The 20,332-nt window shown below is 41.4% G+C and carries 13 protein-coding genes and 5 tRNA genes; 2 read left to right on the top strand and 16 right to left on the bottom strand.

The window, feature by feature from the left end; all coding sequences use genetic code 11:
• Positions 1-314 precede the first annotated feature (314 nt).
• Complete coding sequence (locus tag H5200_RS04150) at positions 315-3,356, top strand: TonB-dependent receptor (RefSeq protein WP_182761000.1); 3,042 nt, start codon at positions 315-317, stop codon at positions 3,354-3,356.
• A gap of 381 nt (positions 3,357-3,737) precedes the next feature.
• Here the strand turns inward: H5200_RS04150 and H5200_RS04145 are convergent, their stop codons facing one another.
• From H5200_RS04145 to H5200_RS04110, 8 genes are all read right to left on the bottom strand, one after another.
• Complete coding sequence (locus H5200_RS04145; RefSeq protein ID WP_182760999.1) at positions 3,738-4,928, bottom strand: exo-beta-N-acetylmuramidase NamZ domain-containing protein; 1,191 nt, start codon at positions 4,926-4,928, stop codon at positions 3,738-3,740.
• Complete coding sequence (gene murQ / locus H5200_RS04140; protein WP_149981734.1) at positions 4,929-5,864, bottom strand: N-acetylmuramic acid 6-phosphate etherase; 936 nt, start codon at positions 5,862-5,864, stop codon at positions 4,929-4,931.
• Positions 5,861-6,766 (bottom strand): BadF/BadG/BcrA/BcrD ATPase family protein, encoded by a 906-nt coding sequence (locus H5200_RS04135; RefSeq protein ID WP_182760998.1) that lies wholly within the window; start codon positions 6,764-6,766, stop codon positions 5,861-5,863. The genes murQ and H5200_RS04135 overlap by 4 nt, the downstream gene beginning before the upstream one ends.
• 2 nt (positions 6,767-6,768) lie before the next feature.
• Positions 6,769-8,355 (bottom strand): sodium:solute symporter, encoded by a 1,587-nt coding sequence (locus H5200_RS04130; protein ID WP_182760997.1) that lies wholly within the window; start codon positions 8,353-8,355, stop codon positions 6,769-6,771.
• Between the two features lie 116 nt (positions 8,356-8,471).
• A complete protein-coding gene (locus tag H5200_RS04125; RefSeq protein ID WP_145240855.1) occupies positions 8,472-9,236 on the bottom strand; it encodes a L,D-transpeptidase in 765 nt (254 codons plus the stop codon).
• Positions 9,233-10,345 carry a dipeptide epimerase gene (locus tag H5200_RS04120; RefSeq protein WP_149981738.1) on the bottom strand — a complete coding sequence of 371 codons (1,113 nt, stop codon included), beginning with the start codon at positions 10,343-10,345 and terminating at the stop codon, positions 9,233-9,235. Before H5200_RS04120 ends, H5200_RS04125 begins: the two co-directional genes overlap by 4 nt.
• Positions 10,346-10,354: 9 nt before the next feature.
• Positions 10,355-11,737 (bottom strand): NlpC/P60 family protein, encoded by a 1,383-nt coding sequence (locus tag H5200_RS04115; RefSeq protein ID WP_182760996.1) that lies wholly within the window; start codon positions 11,735-11,737, stop codon positions 10,355-10,357.
• Positions 11,738-11,790: 53 nt separating this feature from the next.
• Positions 11,791-13,128: a hypothetical protein gene (locus H5200_RS04110; protein ID WP_182760995.1), complete on the bottom strand. Its 1,338-nt coding sequence runs from the start codon at positions 13,126-13,128 to the stop codon at positions 11,791-11,793.
• Positions 13,129-13,276: 148 nt separating this feature from the next.
• On the opposite strand from H5200_RS04110, the gene H5200_RS04105 reads away from it, so the two are divergent.
• Positions 13,277-15,292: a TonB-dependent receptor gene (locus tag H5200_RS04105; protein ID WP_182760994.1), complete on the top strand. Its 2,016-nt coding sequence runs from the start codon at positions 13,277-13,279 to the stop codon at positions 15,290-15,292.
• A 158-nt stretch (positions 15,293-15,450) separates the two neighbouring features.
• On the opposite strand, the gene H5200_RS04100 is transcribed toward H5200_RS04105, so the two are convergent.
• The 8 genes from H5200_RS04100 to lysS all read right to left on the bottom strand — a co-directional run bounded on the left by H5200_RS04100 (position 15,451) and on the right by lysS (position 20,310).
• Positions 15,451-16,818 carry an alkaline phosphatase PhoX gene (locus H5200_RS04100; protein WP_149981742.1) on the bottom strand — a complete coding sequence of 456 codons (1,368 nt, stop codon included), beginning with the start codon at positions 16,816-16,818 and terminating at the stop codon, positions 15,451-15,453.
• Between the two features lie 668 nt (positions 16,819-17,486).
• Positions 17,487-17,563: transfer RNA gene (locus H5200_RS04095), tRNA-Arg, on the bottom strand.
• A 134-nt stretch (positions 17,564-17,697) separates the two neighbouring features.
• Positions 17,698-17,774 (bottom strand) — tRNA-Arg (locus H5200_RS04090).
• Between the two features lie 80 nt (positions 17,775-17,854).
• Positions 17,855-17,931: transfer RNA gene (locus tag H5200_RS04085), tRNA-Arg, on the bottom strand.
• A 45-nt stretch (positions 17,932-17,976) separates the two neighbouring features.
• Positions 17,977-18,053 (bottom strand) — tRNA-Arg (locus tag H5200_RS04080).
• A gap of 37 nt (positions 18,054-18,090) precedes the next feature.
• Positions 18,091-18,183 (bottom strand) — tRNA-Ser (locus H5200_RS04075).
• A 129-nt stretch (positions 18,184-18,312) separates the two neighbouring features.
• The gene (locus H5200_RS04070; RefSeq protein WP_145240843.1) at positions 18,313-18,495 is read right to left on the bottom strand and encodes a hypothetical protein; all 183 of its coding nucleotides are present in this window, start codon (positions 18,493-18,495) and stop codon (positions 18,313-18,315) included.
• Between the two features lie 279 nt (positions 18,496-18,774).
• Positions 18,775-20,310, bottom strand: coding sequence for a lysine--tRNA ligase (gene lysS, locus H5200_RS04065; protein ID WP_145240841.1), 1,536 nt, complete (start codon positions 20,308-20,310; stop codon positions 18,775-18,777).
• Positions 20,311-20,332 lie beyond the last annotated feature (22 nt).

Raw genomic sequence — 20,332 nt, 5'->3', positions numbered from 1 at the left:
ATAAAAAATCCTCCTTCTTTAGAATGAAAAACACAAAAACATGTTATTTCAATACATTAAATATGAGTAACTGCGCTAAAAATCGCGAAAACACTCCCCCAGCCTTACGCTTATATTGACAAAAAATATAACGAAACCAGTTTTTATATATTTTATTTATAGATACAACAAAAATAAGGAAGAGTTTATTCTTGACCATTAATGACAACGCATGTTTAATGGAATAGCAACAATTGATCAAAGTTTATAACTCTGTTTGGGGAATCAACAAAGTTCAGAGCTATAAGTTAATTATAATAAGGACGGGGAAAACAATGAAAAAACATGTACCAACCTTCACTATAAGCTCGTTAGCGCAGGCCACACATCGCGCTCTGCGAGTGCCAAAAACTGCAATAACCACCGCTATAATAGCTGCCTCGCTAGCAAGTGCTCCTGCATTCGCGAATTTAAACGGTAGCATTAAAGGTAAGGTAAAAACCGAGCAAGCAAACCAACCACTAGCGGGTATTACCATTACTGCACGTAGTAACGTCATGCCAAAAGCGCGTACGGTGGTAACCCGTGAAGATGGCAGTTATGATCTCCCGCAACTAAAACCAGGCACTTATGAGCTGACCTTTGAAGACAGCAGCGGCGTTACACAAACAATAACTGTTGATGTACTGCTAGAGCAAACCTCAAGTGCTAATGTTGTTCTTGGCGGTAAAAAAGATAATGTTGAAGTAATTACAGTGACAGGCAGTAAACTATTTCGCCAAGGTAAATCAGCACTCACAAACTCATTAGGTGAAGAGGGAATTAATAATGTCCCTGTAGGTCAAGATTACCGAGACCTTTTAAAGCTTGTCCCTGGTATAGAACTTTCGGCAAATTCAACGTTGGGCCCATCCGCTGGTGGATCAGGTGTTGATAACTCATATGGCTTTGATGGTGTTAATGTGTCATTGCCGATGTATGGAAACTTAGCTTCAGAGCCATCAACACATGATGTTGCCTTTGTTACTATGGACAGAGGTGGTGCAAAAGCGGTTGGCTTTAATCGTTCTGGTGGCTTTTCAATTGACACAGTATCAAAATCTGGTACGGATGAGTTTCACGGTAATATAGAATACAAAATACAACCAAAAACCTTTGTTGCAACGCCAGTAGGTGAAGAGAGCTTTGAGCTTGATAAAAACTGGTTAACCGCAAGTTTAAGCGGTCCACTGATTGAAGATACATTATATTTTTATACCTCTTATTACCGTCCTGTAGAGACCAAAGCAAACAAAAACACAGCCTATGGCGAAGTAAAAGATTATGAGAGTATCCGCGACGAATACTTTGGTAAATTAACCTGGGCACCAACTGATGATATTTTGATAAATATCTCACAACGTACCTCAGATAAAGAAGTGAAAGGCGATTCGATTGGTGCTTACGAGATGGATACTGTATCTGTCGGCAGTAAAGCTGATCAGGATATCTTTACTTTAGATGGTTCATGGATCTTAGGATCAGCAACCACACTTTCGTTCCAATATAGTAAGTTTGAATTAGAAACAGGCTCACAACCTGATACACCATTGAGTGTAATCCCTTCTTTATCAAGCCAACTTGGTATTGATGACTTAACTCAAATGGGTTATTTCTCTGTCCCAAGCTTAAGAAGTTATGACCCAGATGAAGGATTTAGCGAAGCACAAATCGCCGCGTATAATGCTGGCGCAAATGCATTAATTAATACCTATGGCTATCTTGAAGACACAGTGATGAAAGGCAGTGGTGGTGTTGGTGCATACGCAACTTATGACAATCAAAATTTTTATCGTGATTCCTTTGAAGTTAGTTTAGAACATGAACTTAGCTGGGGCGATGCATACCACATACTTCATTTTGGCGCGAAATGGGAAGAAGGCGAAGAGCAACTAACCAGACTCTCTAACGGTTGGGGTTCAATTGCATACATTGGTGGCTTAGTTGATGCTGATGCAAACACTGATGGTTTTGACCCTGCAAATGCTATCTACCGTGCTCGAGTCCAACAAATGAGTTTAGCAACGGCTGATGGCGCGCCTGTTACGGGCATTAACTCTGAAACACGCAGCCTAAACTTTGAAATTAACGATACTATAGAATTGGGTGATTGGACTTATAACTTAGGATTATTGGTCAGCCAAGACACGTGGTATGGTCAAGGCTTAAAAGCTAAATCAGGTACTATTTCTGGCTATGAAGTTGCTCCTGGTCACAAGTACCAAATGTACCAAACCGACTGGAAAGATATGCTGCAACCTCGTTTAGGTGCAACATGGACTTATTCTGACGAAGATTCCGTATTTGCAAACTTTGCGATTTATAATCCTGAAGCGAGTTCATTATCTCGCGCAGCATCATGGGATCGAAACACTCGTGCCGAAATTGAGTTATTACTAGATGAAGCTGGTAATATTTTATCATCTTCACCTAGAAATGGTTCATCTGGTAAAGTATTCCAAGATGATATGAAACCACGTCGTATTAACGAATTTACTATCGGAACCACTAAGTATGTTGGTTCTGACTTAGTATTACGTGCCCATGTTCGTCACCGTAAAGGCATGCACTTTTGGGAGGATATGCCAAACAATGCGCGCCTAACTGATTACTCAGGTGTTGATGCCGAAGGTGTACCGCAACACATTGCAGATAAAGGCTTATATGTAGCTAACTTAGCTGATATTCGTGACGAAATTGGTGGTTCGTCTTATGTAATTGCAGAGGTTGATGGCGGCGAAACCAAATACTGGGAAGCGAGTATTGAAGCCGAATACTTGGGTGAGAATAGCTACGTAAACGCTTCATATGTATGGAGTCACTACTATGGCAACTTTGACCAAGATAACACCACAACAAGCAATGATGCGAATAACTTTATTGGTTCATCTTATTATGGTGATGGTCTCGGTCGTTACCCTTGGGATAATCGCTATGGCACACTCTCAGGTGATAAACCTCACCTGTTAAAAGTATACGGTTACTATACTCTTCCTTGGGAAGCTAACTTAGGGGCGTACTTCGTATTCCAATCAGGTAAAGCATGGGAAGCATGGGATGGAACAACATACGGCTACCCTACAAGCCATATTAGCCGCTATGCAGAGTCTGCTGGTAGTCGTCGCACTGCTAGCCATTGGCAACTTGACTTAAACTATACGCAAGACTTTAAGTTCTCTGGTGATATGGAACTACAATTTCGTGCTGATCTCTTCAACGTATTTAATCGTCAAACAGGTTATAACAAAAACCCGTATGTACTTGAAGAGAAATTTGGTGAATCGCGTAGCTACTACAATCCACGTAGCTTGCAGTTATCAGTTAACTTTAAGTTTTAATCTTATGGATTAAAGTAAGCGCTCAATGGGCGCTTATTTCCCCATCCATGGTAAGGCCACAATTGTGGCCTTTTTTAATGCCCTTTTTAATGACTAATAACTCAAATCATCCCAATACAAAACAAATACCTTATTTGCTTTTAACCCACCTTGTGGCAAAGTTAAAATGCAGGTCGCGGTTTATCCCAACATGTAGGCAAAGGTTTAACGTTATTGTCGCGAGGTAAACTCGCTGCTACAAATACCCCCACTAATTGTAGTGGTTCATTTATGGAGACTATTTTTACTGTTTTGAGATTGACGCTAAAACAAGACAACATTAATTGAAAACTAAAAACGCAGCCTAAGCTGCGTTTTAAAGTTTTATAAATAAAAATAGTCTTATTGATATAACAAATATGCTGCGCGTTGCTGTTTAAAGCGAGCTAGATCTTGTTGCCAGCTTTGTTTGATTTGCAGCTCTGTTTGGCCGGCTTCGATAGCTAAACGCAGCTTATCAGTGCCTGCAAGTTTATCCATAAAGCCAGCACGTTCAAAAAACGTTTGCTCGTTTTGCATTAAAGTTTTGTAGGCTGTAATAAATAAACTTAAATCTAGTCCTTTGATTGTACTGTCTCGTAAATCAAGACCTTGCACCTCTATCCCTTTAAATTTAGGGTTCATTGATGCTCCCTCAATAGCACGCGGAGTGAAACTAAACTCCCCTAACGCAATCGGTGAATAACCTATCACTTGAAATGGAAAGTCTGTACCACGGCCAATTGTAATTGGTGTTGCTTCAAAAAAGCATAATGATGGATACAATGCAATTGACTGATCATTTGGTAAATTAGGGCTTGGCTGAACAGGTAAACTATACGTCATATCGCGGCGATAATGCGCCACAGGCACAACCGTCAAGTTTAGTGACGAAGCTTTATTTATCCACCCTTCACCTTTGATCATTTTTGCCAGCTCGCCCACTGTCATACCATGTAATACAGGAATTTCATGCATGCCAACGAAAGACTGAAATTTTAAATCTAAAACTGGCCCATCAACATAAGCAATATTTGGGTTTGGCCTATCAAGTACAATAAAATCAATGTTATTCTCAGCAGCAGCTTCCATCATGTAATGCATTGAGCTGATATAAGTGTAAAAACGCACACCAACATCTTGAATATCAAAAATAATCACGTCTAATTCGCTTAATACAGCGGTATCTGGCTTTTTATTACTGCCATAAATAGACACCACATCAATACCGGTCTTTGCATCCACCGTACTTTTTACATGCGCGCCGGCATCGTGGTCGCCACGAAAACCATGTTCAGGGGCAAATATTTTAGTAACATTCACGCCTTTTTCACGCAGTAAGTCGACTATATGGGTGCCATTAACTTGTGAAGTTTGATTAACGACTAAGCCAACTCGTTTGCCCTCAAGTTGTGGTAGGTACTGCTGATATTGTAAAGCGCCAACACTTAAATTTACTTGCGGTGTATCAGTTAAGATTGCATCGTCAGTGCTGTTGTGGGCGCATGCGCTCAAAATTAGGCATTGTAATATAACCAATAATCTAATTAACATTTATAGTTCCACCGCTTTTCGTAAAAAACCATCCGCTTGGGTTAACATTTGCTCAGCTTGGGCGGCATCTTTGCCTGTTAAGATGATTAAAATAGCCAATTTAGCACTTTGTTTTGCTTGGGCAAGCGCATCGACTCCTTGCTGATGAGTGCAATCGGTTGCTTGCATTACGATGCGGATCGCACGAGCATGCAGCTTTTCATTGCTAGCATTCACATCAACCATCAAGTTTTTATAGACTTTACCGGTGCGGATCATACTGGCTGTGCTGAGCATATTTAATACTAACTTTTGTGCAGTACCCGATTTCATACGTGTTGAACCAGTTACCGCTTCAGCGCCAACTACCGGGCAAATGCCAATATCAGGTAGTTTCATTACCGCGGAGTTAGGATTACAGGTTACTCCAACGGTGGTACATCCTATTGATTTTGCATACTCAATGGCTGCTCGCACATAAGGTGTACGGCCACTAGCGGCAATCCCTACCACGACATCTTTAGCTTGTAGATTAACGGCTTTAAGATCTTCTACGCCTAATTTTAAGCTATCTTCGGCACCTTCAACTGCTTTTTTAAAAGCCGTTTCGCCACCAGCAATTATTCCCATTACTTGTTGATCGCTGACACTGTAAGTTGGCGCGCATTCCACAGCATCTAAAATACCTAAGCGACCACTGGTGCCGGCACCAATATAAATTAAACGACCGCCTTGCTTAAATGCCGTTACAATATGATCGACCGCTTTGGCTATCTCTGGGATCACTAACTTTACAGCAGCGGCAACTTTTTGATCTTCCAAATTTATTTTGGTTAAAATTTCGCGACTATCGAGTAAATCTATATCCAACGTATCTAAATTTTGTCCTTCTGACACAATCCCGTTCAGCTCTTCTAAAAGTGCACGCTGCTGATTAAAATTAGACTCAGGGCTCATTGTGTAATCCTTGTGTATTCAATTTGTTTAATGCGGTCGCTGGCTAAAATCACCGCACCGGCTAACGAATCCCCTTGCCGGGGAGATAAATTCAGTTGTGTATTTTCATTTAATAATGCAATAGTTACGTCCGCTAAACCGCCAATAATTATGACTGGTAACTGGCTCTGACCACGACATTTTTCAATCAATCTCTCGACTTGTCGAACATGCTCACTAAGCACCGTATCGGCTATTATACACTGTGTTTTTAAACTAAAGATTAAAGGGCTAAAACGCGCATAATCTAACGCTTTGGCCTTCATTAACCAACTTGATATTTGTTCTCGCTCACGGCCAACTTGTTCACTCAGCTGTTGCGTTAGCAGGCTTTTAGGTTGCTCAAAGCGGTCTATTTCATCTAACAAGCATTGCACAGCACTTAACCCTAGGCGCGCACCACCGCCAAAATCATCAACAGAAAAACCCCAGCCGCCAATTAATTTTGTTTCTCCATCAGCGGATAATCTTGCTGCTACAGCGCCCGTTCCTAACGCTAACATTGCAACTGGCTGACCTAGATTTGCACCATATAATGAAGTGATTGCATCGCTAACAATACTCAATTGCGCAAATTTAATATCGCAGTCTAGCTGTAAGCTTGCAGTTACTCGCTCAGCCAACACTTTAGACGAGCCGCCCGCAAGTCCCATTACCGCCAAAATTTGGCTATGCTTAGCGCCACTTTGTGCACATACGCTAGTGATCACTTGCTGTAAACTAGTAAGCGCCGTCTTAAAATCGTTATAAACTGAGGCTGCACCAGCCTGCGCAGTAAATTCTTCAGCGCTATGTAAATTCACTAATTTCGCCAGCGTTTTGGTGCCCCCGCCATCAATAGCCAGTATATAGTCAATGTTCATGCCTATTGGGCTCCTACAACTGACTGGCCGCGCTGGGCAAGTTGAGGTTTACCTAAACAACACACTAAAGTCGACAACGCAGTACCAATACATAACTGCCAAGTAAAGCCTAAATAGAAGCGATCTGCTGCTGGCAATAACCAATCAATGATGTATGGTTGCATGAATAAAGTGATCATAAAGCCGACAATTAACGCCGCCAATACTGAGCCTTCACTGCCACGTTTAGTAAATAGTGTTGTAAAATACACGCCCAGTAAACCACTGTACGAAAACACCATGACACTCAGCGCAAACTTAAGAAGCGGCATATCACTGTATTGCTGCCAGAAATAACAAACTATGGCCATTAATGCTAATGATAGGCTCACAACCGCCATGCCAATACGCCCGGCTTTAACAAAATGGTTATCGGCAACTTGCTTATTTTTAGCTGCTAAATAAGGTCGATATAAATCTTGTACAATGACCGACGACATCGAGCTTAAACCGGAGTTTAATGTTGAAATGGCCGCGGCAATGATACCGACGCTAACTAAACCTTTAACACCAGCAGGAGCCTCATTAAGTACGTAGTACATAAAAATAGTGATTTTTTCACCATTAAATTCTTGTACGACTTGCGCACCGTCACTGTTCATTAATGCTGGCTGCTGATAAACGATATAAAGTAATAAACCAATAAAGATAAATACCAACATCACGGGAATAACCATCACGATAGAAAGTAGTAATGCTTTACTGCCTTCTTTGTCACTCTTACACGTCAGTAGACGCTGTGTCATATCTTGATCAAGACCAAAGGCGGCAATGTTAAGTAATACAAAGCCGGTTAATACCGACGCCATATTGAACACCCCACTTGGGCCAAAATCTAAATCAAATTTGAAAATCGCCAGCTTTGAATCAGCACCGGGGGTTGGCTCATTTAAGGTTGCTAAAATAGTTGAAAAATCAGCGGGGATCAGTACCAACAAACACCAGATAACGGCAATCGCAGCACTGACATATACGACACTTTGCAGCACATCAGAATAAATTACACTGCGAATACCACCAAATACGGTATACAACAAACCCGCAAGTGCTAATAGCAAAGTCGCTATAATCACACTTTCTGCGGCTATATTACCGTATAAAATCATCGCTACTGCAATCGCGGCCATATATAGACGTGCGCCACTGGCGAACACTCGGCCAAATAAATACATTAAGCCGCTGCGGCGTTTAGCTTTTGGCCCTATGCGCTTTTCAAGCAGTTCATAAACGGTGTACACTTTTTGTTGATAAAACTTAGGGATCAGAAAAATAGAAACAATAAATGCAGCTATGAATGCGCCAATGTTCGTCGCTAAATACGATAAATCACCTTGATAACCCTGATCAGGTCCACCAATAAAAGTGGCAGCAGACTGTGAAGTAGCTAATACCGAAATAGCCACCATCCAGGTCGGCATACTATTACCGCCTAAAAAGAAGTCTTTACTTGAGTTGGCGCGCTTACGGTTAAACCACCAACCACTGAGTAATAAAATTGCTCCGTAGCTTGCGAATACGAGCCAATCAAGCAAGGTGTATTGTGCACTCATTTATTATCCCAATTTCAAACCAATTAATGGAATATATTATTCCATTAAATTAATAAAAAGAAAACAATTTTATTATTTACTTTGTAAAGCCACGCGATCGCGTGGCTGTACACGTATTATTTAATCGCTGGTAACTTCCAAAGCAATTGTTTTTGTTGATATTGTTCGCTAGGTAAGCTCACTAACAATGGTTTTTTCTGTTCATCTAACCAAGCTAACAAGGTATCCATATTCTGCTCAGTCATTGCAGTACAACCGGCAGTTGGTTTATTTTCTGCGCGCCATAAATGCATAAAGATACAACTGCCTGCACCATCAACATTTTGACTATTGTGCTTAACCACTAAGCCTTTTTTGTAAAGGTTATCTTGGCTGTAAATATCACGGCGCATCCACTCAGACGAGTCTTTGACAGCAGCCTCTCCTACCACTGACTTATTAACTAGCTGGTTATAAAATGGCGAACCTTTGACATCAACACAATAGTCGTCAGCAGTCATACCTTGGTAGGTCATATTGGTTTTTAATGAATCTAAATAACCAAACGCGGTGCCGAGTTCAAAAATACCAGCGGGAGCTTTACCATCGCCTTCTTGTTTTTGTTCGCCCGCTTGAGCTGGGTGTAAACCAATACCCCACGCAAGACCGGTGCGCCCAAGTACCACACTGTGACCTTGGCCTTGTTGTTGCCATTGTCCTGCAACACGCTCAAATCGATACAATTGTGCGGCAATGGCTTGCCAATCATCTGCAACCACCACCACTAACTGTTGGCTTTGCTGTGGGATAACTGCAGCACTTGCAGCTGCTGATGTACTTGCACTATTTGCACAGCCGCTGAGGGCTGCAGTGGTGATTAATGTTATTATTATTTTTTTCATAACGGCCAAATTCCATCGTTTATCGGTTGTAATGTGTCGATACTTTTAATCCCCAAGCCAGGACCATCACTTAACGTGATCGCTGGGCCATTAAATTCCACACCGCCTTGCACCGGATCATATTGTCCAAGCGCTGGACCGTCTAAGTCTATTTTACTGATCTGCTGGGCTTTTGCAGACGCTAAATGCGCAGCACCTGCAACGGCAATACTGCCTTCTAACATGCAACCGATCATACAATCAGCTTGATACTGTGCAGTAATATTGGCAATTTCAATAGCACGACTTAAGCCACCCGTTTTCATGACTTTGATATTGATAATATCAACAGCATTTTGCTCTAATAATTGAATTACTTGCTTGGGCGAAAAGGCACTTTCGTCAGCCATGATCGGCGTATTTACCCGCTCAGTAATATACTTTAAACCTTTAAAATCATCACTTTTCACTGGCTGTTCAACAAGTTCTAATTCAACATTGTGGCTTTCTAATTGCCGTAAAGCAAACACCGTTTGTTTAGCATTCCAGCCCTGATTTACATCCAAACGAATTTGCGTTTGCTGGCCAAAACCTTGATAAATCGCCTTCACTCGTTCGATATCTTGCTGTAAATCATTGCCAATTTTTACTTTTAAAATATCAAAACCTTGCGCTACAGCCACAGCACAATCACTGAGCATTTTATCAATATTATCAACGCTAATAGTGATATCAGTTCGTAATGTTTGACTACCACCGCCGAGCAATTTATACAGCGGCGCTTGATATAATTTACCCCACAAGTCATACACAGCCAGCTCGAGTGCGGCTTTAGCGCTGTAATTTGCCACCACACTTGATTGGATCACTTGGCAAATTTGATTGAGGTTTTCGATTTCCATACCAATTAGTTTTGGCGCTATAAATTGTTTAATAACGCTAAGGATACTTTGGTGAGTATCGCCGGTTATTACTGGCGTAGACGCCGCAGCACCATAGCCAATTTCGCCTTTATCGGTTTCAATTAACACCACTAAGTCTTCAATATAGCTCACTTCACGCAGCGCTGTTTTGAACGGCGTAACTAATGGCACTTTAAGTTTGGCAAAACGTATCGCCGTAATCTTCATTTTTAACTCCTAGCGAATACGCTTAATATTATAAGTACGGTCTAAATAGCTCTGAGTTTGCGATAAACGCAGTGGCAATAAAGGCGTTACCGATACCCCATTAAGTGAACTTGAATAAAAACTACCATCAGCCTTGTTATAACCCAACCCTTTAACATCATGGATCACATACGGTTGACCGTCTTGTTCACCTAAGTACATCATTACATGGCCTGGTATATAAATTAAATCGCCCACTTGCATGTTATTAACTACCGCTAATTTATCGCTTTCATTGCTGGTTTTATCAAAACGGTGATTAGTACCATACTCCCCCTTCCCCTGCTGACCTGAATTACGCGGCATTAATAGACCAAATGATTTATATATTTCGCCAACAAAACCAGTGCAGTCACGGCCATTATAGTCGTGTCCCCAACCGTAGCGTTCGCCTAAAAATTTAAACCCTTGTTTTATTAAATGCTGTTGGGTGTAAGGTAAATACCCTAAATGCACATCACTGCTGCGACTGATCAAGGCAGGCTTAATAACTAACTGACCTTGTTCCCCGCGGGTTGGCAGTTGCACAACATAATTAGCGTAGGTGTTTTGGCCATTTAATAAATGAGGGGTTTTTTCTGCAGGCATTAGAGGCAGACGAACGCCCATGTCCAATTGCACTTGCGATGTAGTGGCATCATTAGGCACGTAAGCAGTATTTACTTTTGCGCCAGTTATCAATAAAAAGTCATCGTTATTTTTAAATTCACGAAGTGTGCTTTTATTCGATATCGCAATATCAGCTTTGGGCGCCCATGCTAGATAGTTATAAGCGCGCACAAGTAACCATTTCTTATCGGCACTTTCATGCAAAATAGCCACTGTATCACCGGGGAACAATCCGCTTTCTTGAAAACGGTCTAAGTCATTATCTAAGCCACTATTTAATACTCGGTCCGACGTTGGAAAAGTACGCAGGACTGAGCGCTTTACCACCATGGCATAACTAACTTGATTATTATCTGCCACAGCGTCTAAATTCAAATTGGCTAGATATTTTGCAAAATGCTTATTACTTAATGCCACGCCATTAGGGTAAAAACGCGGGCTTTTTGGTACCGCACTAATACTGAGAATATATGCCTTTAACTGCTCACGAGTTAGCTGAGAGGCAAAATCGAGTGGATCGACAATATGTTCATTGTCAGCAATCAATTGTTTATTAAATGCCGCGATTTGCGCTGCACTCATCAGAGTTTTATCTGTCACTTGGCTTAACCAGTGCTGCGGGGTTAATTGAGATTGAGTGACCCCGATGACATCTGATTGCCACGTGTTAGCCGCCGCAATGACGGGTGCCATGGTAATAATACTTGCTAATGAAATACTCAGGGCGATAAATGTATGTCGCATTCGTGGGTTCCCTATTATCAATTTGCTTGGTAAGTCGTGCTGTGTGCTACTTATTATTGCTTTTGCGGTATCAGTAACTGTTTAAATGCATGCGTAAAATTAGCCTGCATTTTTAAGCCAACCACGGCTAAATTTTTTTCACTTGCACCTGGCACACTATTTTGTGCCGCTAAGGTAAATTCGCGTCCACCTTGAATAAACGGTAAGTAAACATGAGCCAACATGACAGTTTCTGTGGTTGAGCGTGTTTCGCTTGGACCCCAACCTATTTTTTGCCAAACTCGCCATTGCCCCTGCGTTAACTCGTCTAAAATTTGTTTTGCTGGGCGAGTATCGTCTGGTGCAAGCGCTTGCGCTAAAGAGTCAGTGATCATTTGACTGAGCCCTTGCATCATACCACCCACTTTAGCGGTTTTATCCGTATTGCCGGTGCCATTAAATAGTACATCAATGTCTTGTGCTTGTAGTAAAGGCTGCTGAGTTAAGGGCTCTCGAGTGTGGCTTGCTAAACGTTTTAACCACTCAGCTTGAGCCAAAGTTGTCATGGCTTTATTACCGGTTAAACCACAGCCATCACACCGGTAGTCTAAATAAGCAGGATCATCGGTATTAACAGTAAAATAAGCGATATTGCTAGCAATAACATCACTATCAGTACTTTGCCAACGAATCGTGCTAGGAGTAAAAATCTCTGTAGCATAAGCACCTTTAAACATAATGCGAGAATCATTAAGCTTTAGCCAATTATCTGCAAATAAATTACTTAAATAATCACGCCCAGCAACATTAATAAAGTAGCTCGCTATTGCATTAGAGTTTCCATCAGCGCTGCCAAAATGCTCGTAGCTATTAATACTAGTGATCAAATCAGCAACATTGCTATCACCTATTAGCGCATGTGCACCAAGCTCTGGGTTTATTTGCCGTACTTTTGCAATTGCACCGCTAAAAGCTTGAATTTTAGATGAACTCCATGGCTCATATAAATCATTCTGGGTACCATTTGCTAAATAACGATACGCTAGTTGGTTACCTTGCTGTTGGTAATCAATTACTAACAACTTACCCTGCGATGTCGGAATATCAAAATAGTGCCAATCTGCTGCCACGCGTTGCTGCCACCCTAACTGACTATAATTAACCTGCGCCGCCGTTTTATAGTGCGATTGCGCAACACGATTAGCAACTAAATGCGCCTGCATAGGAATATTTGTTAAATCAGCCGGTAAGACAGGCGCAGCCAACATCACCTGTTGATAGAACGTCTTATGTTGCTCTTGTAACGATACAACAGTCTCTTGCTGTGGCTGACTCTGACAGCCAAAAAGCCCAGTTACTAAGCTCACACTGAAAACATTCAGCCCCGCTTTTTTCAGTTTCATTACAATCAAAATTAAATTCCTTATGATTTTTATTTTTGGAATATTTTATTGAAAATAACATATTTTCCACAGCAAGCAAATATTTGCATCCGATTAACATCTTAAAACGTACTAGTATTAAATATAAACATTTCGATCTATTTATAAGGAAATGATAATGCGCACTTTTTTAATTCTATCTGGTAGCTTGTTTTGCTCTACCAATGTACTTGCAAACATTGAAGAAATTACCATATACGGACACCGCACGGGACTTATTGGTGAGGCTATTAGTGCATCAAGTGGCGTAATTGGCCAAGGTGAAATAGAAAACCGTCCAATGTTACGTAGCGCAGAAATGCTAGAACTGATCCCAGGTATGGCCGTCACACAGCACAGCGGCTCAGGTAAAGCTAATCAATATTTTATTCGCGGTTTTAATCTCGATCATGGTACTGACTTTGCCACCAGCATTGATGGTATGCCAATTAATATGCGCAGCCATGGGCATGGTCAAGGCTACACCGACCTTAACTTTATTATTCCTGAAACAATTTCGACTATAGATTATCAAAAAGGTGCGTATGGCGCCGCTCAAGGTGACTTTTCGACCGCTGGCAGTGCTGAATTTAATCTAGCTGATAATCCAAAACATCAACAACTTGACTTTACAATTGGCAAAGACAATTACCAACGCGTGATGGCATTAGGCTCGATTGGAATTGCTAACGGGAAAATTATTATTGCCGGTGAGTGGCAAGGTTATGATGGCCCTTGGCAAGATATCAATGAAGATGTAGATAAAAAAAATGCCCTAGTACGCTATGTAGGTAAAGCATGGGATGGCGATTTATCTGTCACGGCAATGGCTTATGACAACAGCTGGAATTCCGCAGATCAAATTCCACAACGGGCTGTAGACCAAGGTATTATCAGTGCACTAGGTTCACTCGATACGACCGTAGGCGGCAGCTCTAGTCGCTATAGTTTATCGGCAAACTGGCAAGGCCAGCACATTAAAGCCAATGCCTATGTGATCAACTACGACATGGACTTGTTTTCTAACTTCTCTTACTTTTTAAATGATCCTATTCATGGCGATCAGTTCCAACAAGTCGATAGCCGGACAATTAGTGGTGGCGCACTGAGTTATCAATTTGCTGATACTCTTGCAGATATGCTAATCCAGCATACAGTTGGTGTGGAATATCGCCGCGATGATATTGATCAAGTTGGTTTATACAATACCAAGCAGCGCCAACGCTTAAGTACTGTGCGTGAAGATGCTGTAGACGAAGCCAGCTACTCAGCCTATTGGCAATCACAAGTAAATTTAAGCCAAGCACTCGAAGCCACATTTGGTGTGCGTTATGATTACTTTGACGCAGATGTTGATAGCAATAACAGTATTAATTCAGGCAGTGCAGATGATGATTTGGTTAGCTTTAAAGCCAGCTTAAATTACCTGTTTAATGACAACCTAGCCGGTTATGCCAACTGGGGGCAGTCGTATCATTCAAATGATGCACGTGGAGCAACTATTAAACAAGATCCGGTGACACTTGAGTCTGCTGATAAGGTTGATTTACTGGTGCAAAGCAATGGCGCAGAGCTGGGTTTACGCTACTTTGATCAACAACGGTTTAATTTATCAGCAGCATTCTGGTGGCTAAGCTTAGATTCTGAATTATTATTTGTGGGTGATGCGGGTAACACTGAAGCCAGTGATGCATCAAAACGCTACGGTTTAGAGCTCAGTGCGTATTATTGGCTTAATGATGCCTTGAGTTTAGACGCCGAGGCCTCATTTACACATTCACGCTTAGATATCGATTCAAATGACGATCGAATTGAAGGTGCAGTGCCTGTGGTTGCCAGTACTGGCATTAATTGGCATATTACCCAGCAGTGGCAGTCTTCACTGCGCGTACGCCACATTGGCAAACGTATACTCAGTAGTGATGGCGATAAACGCTCAGAGCCGCTTACAGTCATTAATGGTTTAGTAAGTTATCAACAAACGCATTGGAAAGTGGGCCTTGAGCTATTAAATATATTTGATAGTACGGATCACGATATTGACTACTTTTACACGTCACGCTTAGCTGGTGAACCTATTGAAGGCGTTGAAGATAATCACTTCCACCCGATTGAGCCGCGTACCCTGCGCCTAAACTTCAGCCTGTTATTTTAGTTTGGTTATTGTTATTAATAATTGAGCTAAATACTTTGCTGATCCGGTTTATACTTTAAGGTATGAAGCGGATCAGCAAGGCTGCATTTTAAATTAACTCACTTAGCACTACTAAATAGCCATAGTGCACTTGTATATAAGCATTAAATAATCACCAGTTAGCCTTTAAAACTCTGCCATGGTCCTGTGATCGCTAATGTTTTTGTTGGTGAATACACATTAACAAATAAGGTGTTGCCATCAGCAGAAAAACAAGCTCCCGCCAACTCGGTTTGCGCTGTTAAGCGGGCAAAATTATATACATCACCACTAGGTGTTACGCCACGTAAATGGTTATCTACCACGTCGGTATACTGATCTTCACAAACGATCAAGTGCCCGTTAGGTGCAACAGTGAGATTATCACCAAAGTTAAATAACGACTTATCTGTGCTTTCTACAAATAGTTGAACGTGTCCTGGAGCTAGATGCTCTTTATCTGTTCCTTCAAATGCTGATGGTTGATACTTCATCACTTGACCAAGCTGCTTTTGACCACCATTAGTGCAACAAAAATAAAGTTCTTTTTCACCCCAATGTATCCCTTCACCACGAGCGAAAAGTGCAGCGCCTTGTTTGTGGCCGCGTATTCTTAAATCGTCTTTTGGACTTTCAGGTTGCGCCAAATCAACCCATTCAACGGCCATATTGTGTTGTAAAGGCATTACCCCTGTAACCCAATTACGAGTATCAAACTGTGGCTGTGCTTTAATCATCATAGCTTGAAGTTTACCTCCTTTACTCAACTTACCGTATTCATTAGGAATAAAACGATAAAATAAACTATCGCCTTTGTCTTCTGTCAGATAAACAATACCGGTTGTTGGATCAACAGCAGCTGCTTCGTGGTTAAACCGCCCCATTGCCTTGAGAGGCTCAGGGTTTACTAGTCCTTTAGCGTTGGCTGGTATCTCAAAAATATAACCGTGATCTTGATTAAAGCCATCCGCTTTAGTCAGAACAGTCTCTTCGCAAGTAAGCCAACTACCCCATGGGGTAATACCACCTGCACAATTGCGGATCGTGCCAGTGAGTGACAAATATTCTTGCTCTTTTTTACCGGTTTTTAAATTATAAATAATATGACTTGTGCCTCCTGGCAAAGCAACACCTTGCGCAGTAGTGTCATAAGCAAATGACGTTTTATGCGTTTGTAAGCTAACATCTGCTTTTGCTAAATCAGTTGGTTTTAATTCATGGTTTCTGACTAATGCAACCCGCTCATCATCAAGGGCAATACAGCCCATACCATCGGCTTTATCTGGCACTGTAAAGCCATCATCCATTTTATCACCCAGTTTTGATATAACTTGATAGCTAAACCCTGCTGGTAAATCGAGTAACTTGTTAGGATCAGTCACTAACGGACCATAGGCACTTAAATGCTCACTCACGTCAAGAAATGGTACTTTGCCAAAAGTACTACGAGAAAGCCCCATAAAAGCGAGTGTACCGGCACTAATAATAAATTGTCTTCTTGAGATCATCGTAAAACTCATAGTGTGATAAAATAACAGGCATATGATAAATGAAATTATCCTATAAAAACGGCCTCCATAAAAAGTTCATACAATTGTCATATCTCAAAGCAAACCTCATTGACAGTTGCTCTATTAAATTTCAGGCATAAAAAAACCGACTCTCGTCGGTTATCTTCTATTAACTTTAATAGTAATAGAAAGTGGTGGGCGCAGGACGTATCTTCAAAGAGTGAACCTCCGACCACTCGGTTGGTGGTTTCAACTTTAAAAAGCGCGTGATAAACCCGAGCCTACAGCAAATTTCAGGCATAAAAAAACCGACTCTCGTCGGTTATCTTCTATTAACTTTAATAGTAATAGAAAGTGGTGAGCGCAGGACGTATCTTCAAAGAGTGAACCTTCGACCGATCGGTTGGTGGTTTCAACTTTAAAAAGCGCGGGATAAACCCGAGCCTACAGCAAATTTCAGGCATAAAAAACCGACTCTCGTCGGTTACCTTCTATTAACTTTAATAGTAATAGAAAGTGGTGAGCGCAGGACGTATCTTCAAAGAGTGAACCTCTGACCGCTCGGTTGGTGGTTTCAACTTTAAAAAGTGCGGGATAAACCCGAGCCTACAGCAAATTTCAGGCATAAAAAAACCGACTCTCGTCGGTTACCTTTAAATAGAAAGTGGTGGGCGCAGGAGGATTCGAACCTCCGACCGCTCGGTTCGTAGCCGAGTACTCTATCCAGCTGAGCTATGCGCCCACATTCTATTTTGATTTTAAAGTCTTACTTTGACTGACGCATTAAGCTAATTAATAACAAAGCTTATTACGGATTTTAAAAATAAAAAAACCGACCATGTGTCGGGCTCTTTATAAATTAACACTAATAGAAAGTGGTGGGCGCAGGAGGATTCGAACCTCCGACCGCTCGGTTCGTAGCCGAGTACTCTATCCAGCTGAGCTATGCGCCCACATTCTATTTCGATTTTAATGTCTTCTCTGACATATTAGTATGCAATAACTAATATAACTCTCAGTAGTAAATAAAAAGTGGTGGGCGCAGGAGGATTCGAACCTCCGACCGCTCGGTTCGTAGCCGAGTACTCTATCCAGCTGAGCTATGCGCCCACTTTTGATTTACTTATTTATTCTCTAAGCAGAGTGTGTAAAGAATGGTGGGCGCAGGAGGATTCGAACCTCCGACCGCTCGGTTCGTAGCCGAGTACTCTATCCAGCTGAGCTATGCGCCCATTCTTTACTTTACAAGATAACCATTTATAAAATAAATGGCGGAGAAGGAGGGATTCGAACCCTCGATAGAGCTACAAACCCTATACTCCCTTAGCAGGGGAGCGCCTTCGGCCACTCGGCCACCTCTCCGTCTTGTGGGGCGTATAATAAAGATTTCAGAAAATATGTCAAACACTTTTCTTGTTTAAAGTAACTGTATGGTTAGAGAACGCCCATAACAGCCAAAAAAGAGTCAACTTTGTTTAATCGTTAATCAAATTAAGAAGTTTTAATATCAGCAGATACACCGAGAACAGGCACTAATTCGTCAGTTAATTGTTCGAGATATTGATCTTGGTAGCCTAATTGCTGAAATTCAGCAATACATGCTCGATAATAGGTTTCTCTTTGTAATTCAATACTGAGTACTTCAGAGGGTGAATCAGGTTTATTATCTTTCATATAAAATCCGTTTATATAAGCCCTTTAGATTGACGTGAGTTTAAAAAACCATGCTTTATGCTGTTTTTTCAGTCAATAGTTTAGCTAAACTTAGAAATAATGCTCGTTCATTTTGATGATTTTATATAATTAATTTTTATTTTTAAATAATTCAATACGTTAAAATTAAAATTTTATTATTACTAGGCTAGTATAATTTCCATTGATGGGACCCGCTACAGACACAAAAACGCCGCTATTAAAGCGGCGTTTATAATATCAACTTAATCTAACATAGCATTAGTCAGCTTGTGGGCGCATATGCGGGAACAAGATAACATCTTTAATTGTTGATGAGTCAGTAAATAGCATCACTAAACGGTCGATACCAATCCCCTCACCTGCCGTAGGCGGAAGGCCATACTCAAGTGCGCGAATGTAATCTTCGTCGTAGTGCATTGCTTCATCATCGCCGGCGTCTTTTTCTTCCACTTGGCGAGTAAAGCGCTCAGCTTGATCTTGTGCATCATTAAGCTCAGAGAAACCATTTGCAAGCTCACGGCCACCAACAAAGAATTCAAAACGGTCAGTAACAAATGGGTTTTCATCGTTACGACGAGCAAGTGGTGATACTTCCCACGGGTAACCGGTGATGAAAGTCGGTTGAATAAGCATGTGCTCTGCTGTTTCTTCAAAGATTTCACATAAGAACTTACCTGGGCCCCACACACAATTTTCAGGAATTTTAACGTGCACTTGCTTTGCGTACGCTTTTAATTCGTCAAAGTGATTTTCTGGATCATTGAATACTGCAGCATTAAACTCAGGATTATATTTTAAAATCGCATCCGCCATACTTAAACGGGTAAACGGTTGGCCAAAGTCATACTCTACTGAGTCAACCACTTCGCCGTTCTCGTTTTTAGTCGTATTAACAACGATTGGGCTACCCAATACGTTAGTCGCAACAGTACGCAACATGTCTTCGGTGATGTTCATCAGGTCAATGTAATCAGCGTAGGCTTGGTAGAATTCGATCATAGTGAATTCTGGGTTGTGACGCGTTGATAACCCTTCGTTACGGAAGTTACGGTTAATTTCAAATACACGGTCAAAACCACCTACTACTAAACGTTTTAAGTAAAGCTCTGGTGCAATACGTAAGTACATATCGATATCAAGGGCATTGTGATGAGTCACGAATGGACGCGCAGATGCACCACCAGGGATAACCTGTAGCATTGGCGTTTCAACTTCCATAAAGTCACGATCTGCTAAGAAGCGACGAATACCTTCAACTACTTGTGAACGAATACGGAACGTTTCACGGGTTGCTTCATTAGTGATCAAATCAACATAACGTTGGCGGTATTTAGTTTCTTGATCAGATAAGCCATGGAATTTTTCAGGAAGTGGACGTAGTGACTTAGTCAGTAATTGATACTCTGTCATTTCTACGTATAAATCGCCTTTACCTGATTTATTAAGCGCGCCTTTAACACCAATGATATCGCCAGTGTCTAATTGACCGTATTTTTCTTTCAGATCTTTTTGGACATCTTTTGATGCATACGCTTGCACACGACCTTTCATGTCTTGAATTACAAAGAATGGTCCGCGTTTAGCTAGGATACGACCCGCGATAGACACAACGTGGTTAAGCTCTACTAATTCTTCTTTACTCTTATCACCAAACTCGGCCTGTAAGTCTGCCGTGTAATGCTCACGACGGAATTGATTTGGATGACCGTTAGCAGGGCAATTGGCGCGAATAGCGTCTAATTTGCCACGACGCTCAGCGATTAACTTATTTTCGTCTTGGATTTGATCAGTCATTTTTTAGCTCTTTTTTAGCTTG

It is taken from the genome of Pseudoalteromonas sp. SG43-7 (assembly GCF_014164295.1).
GTDB lineage: Bacteria > Pseudomonadota > Gammaproteobacteria > Enterobacterales > Alteromonadaceae > Pseudoalteromonas > Pseudoalteromonas rhizosphaerae.
Note: the sequence above shows the minus strand (reverse complement) of the source record. Positions and strands in the feature narration are given on the sequence as shown.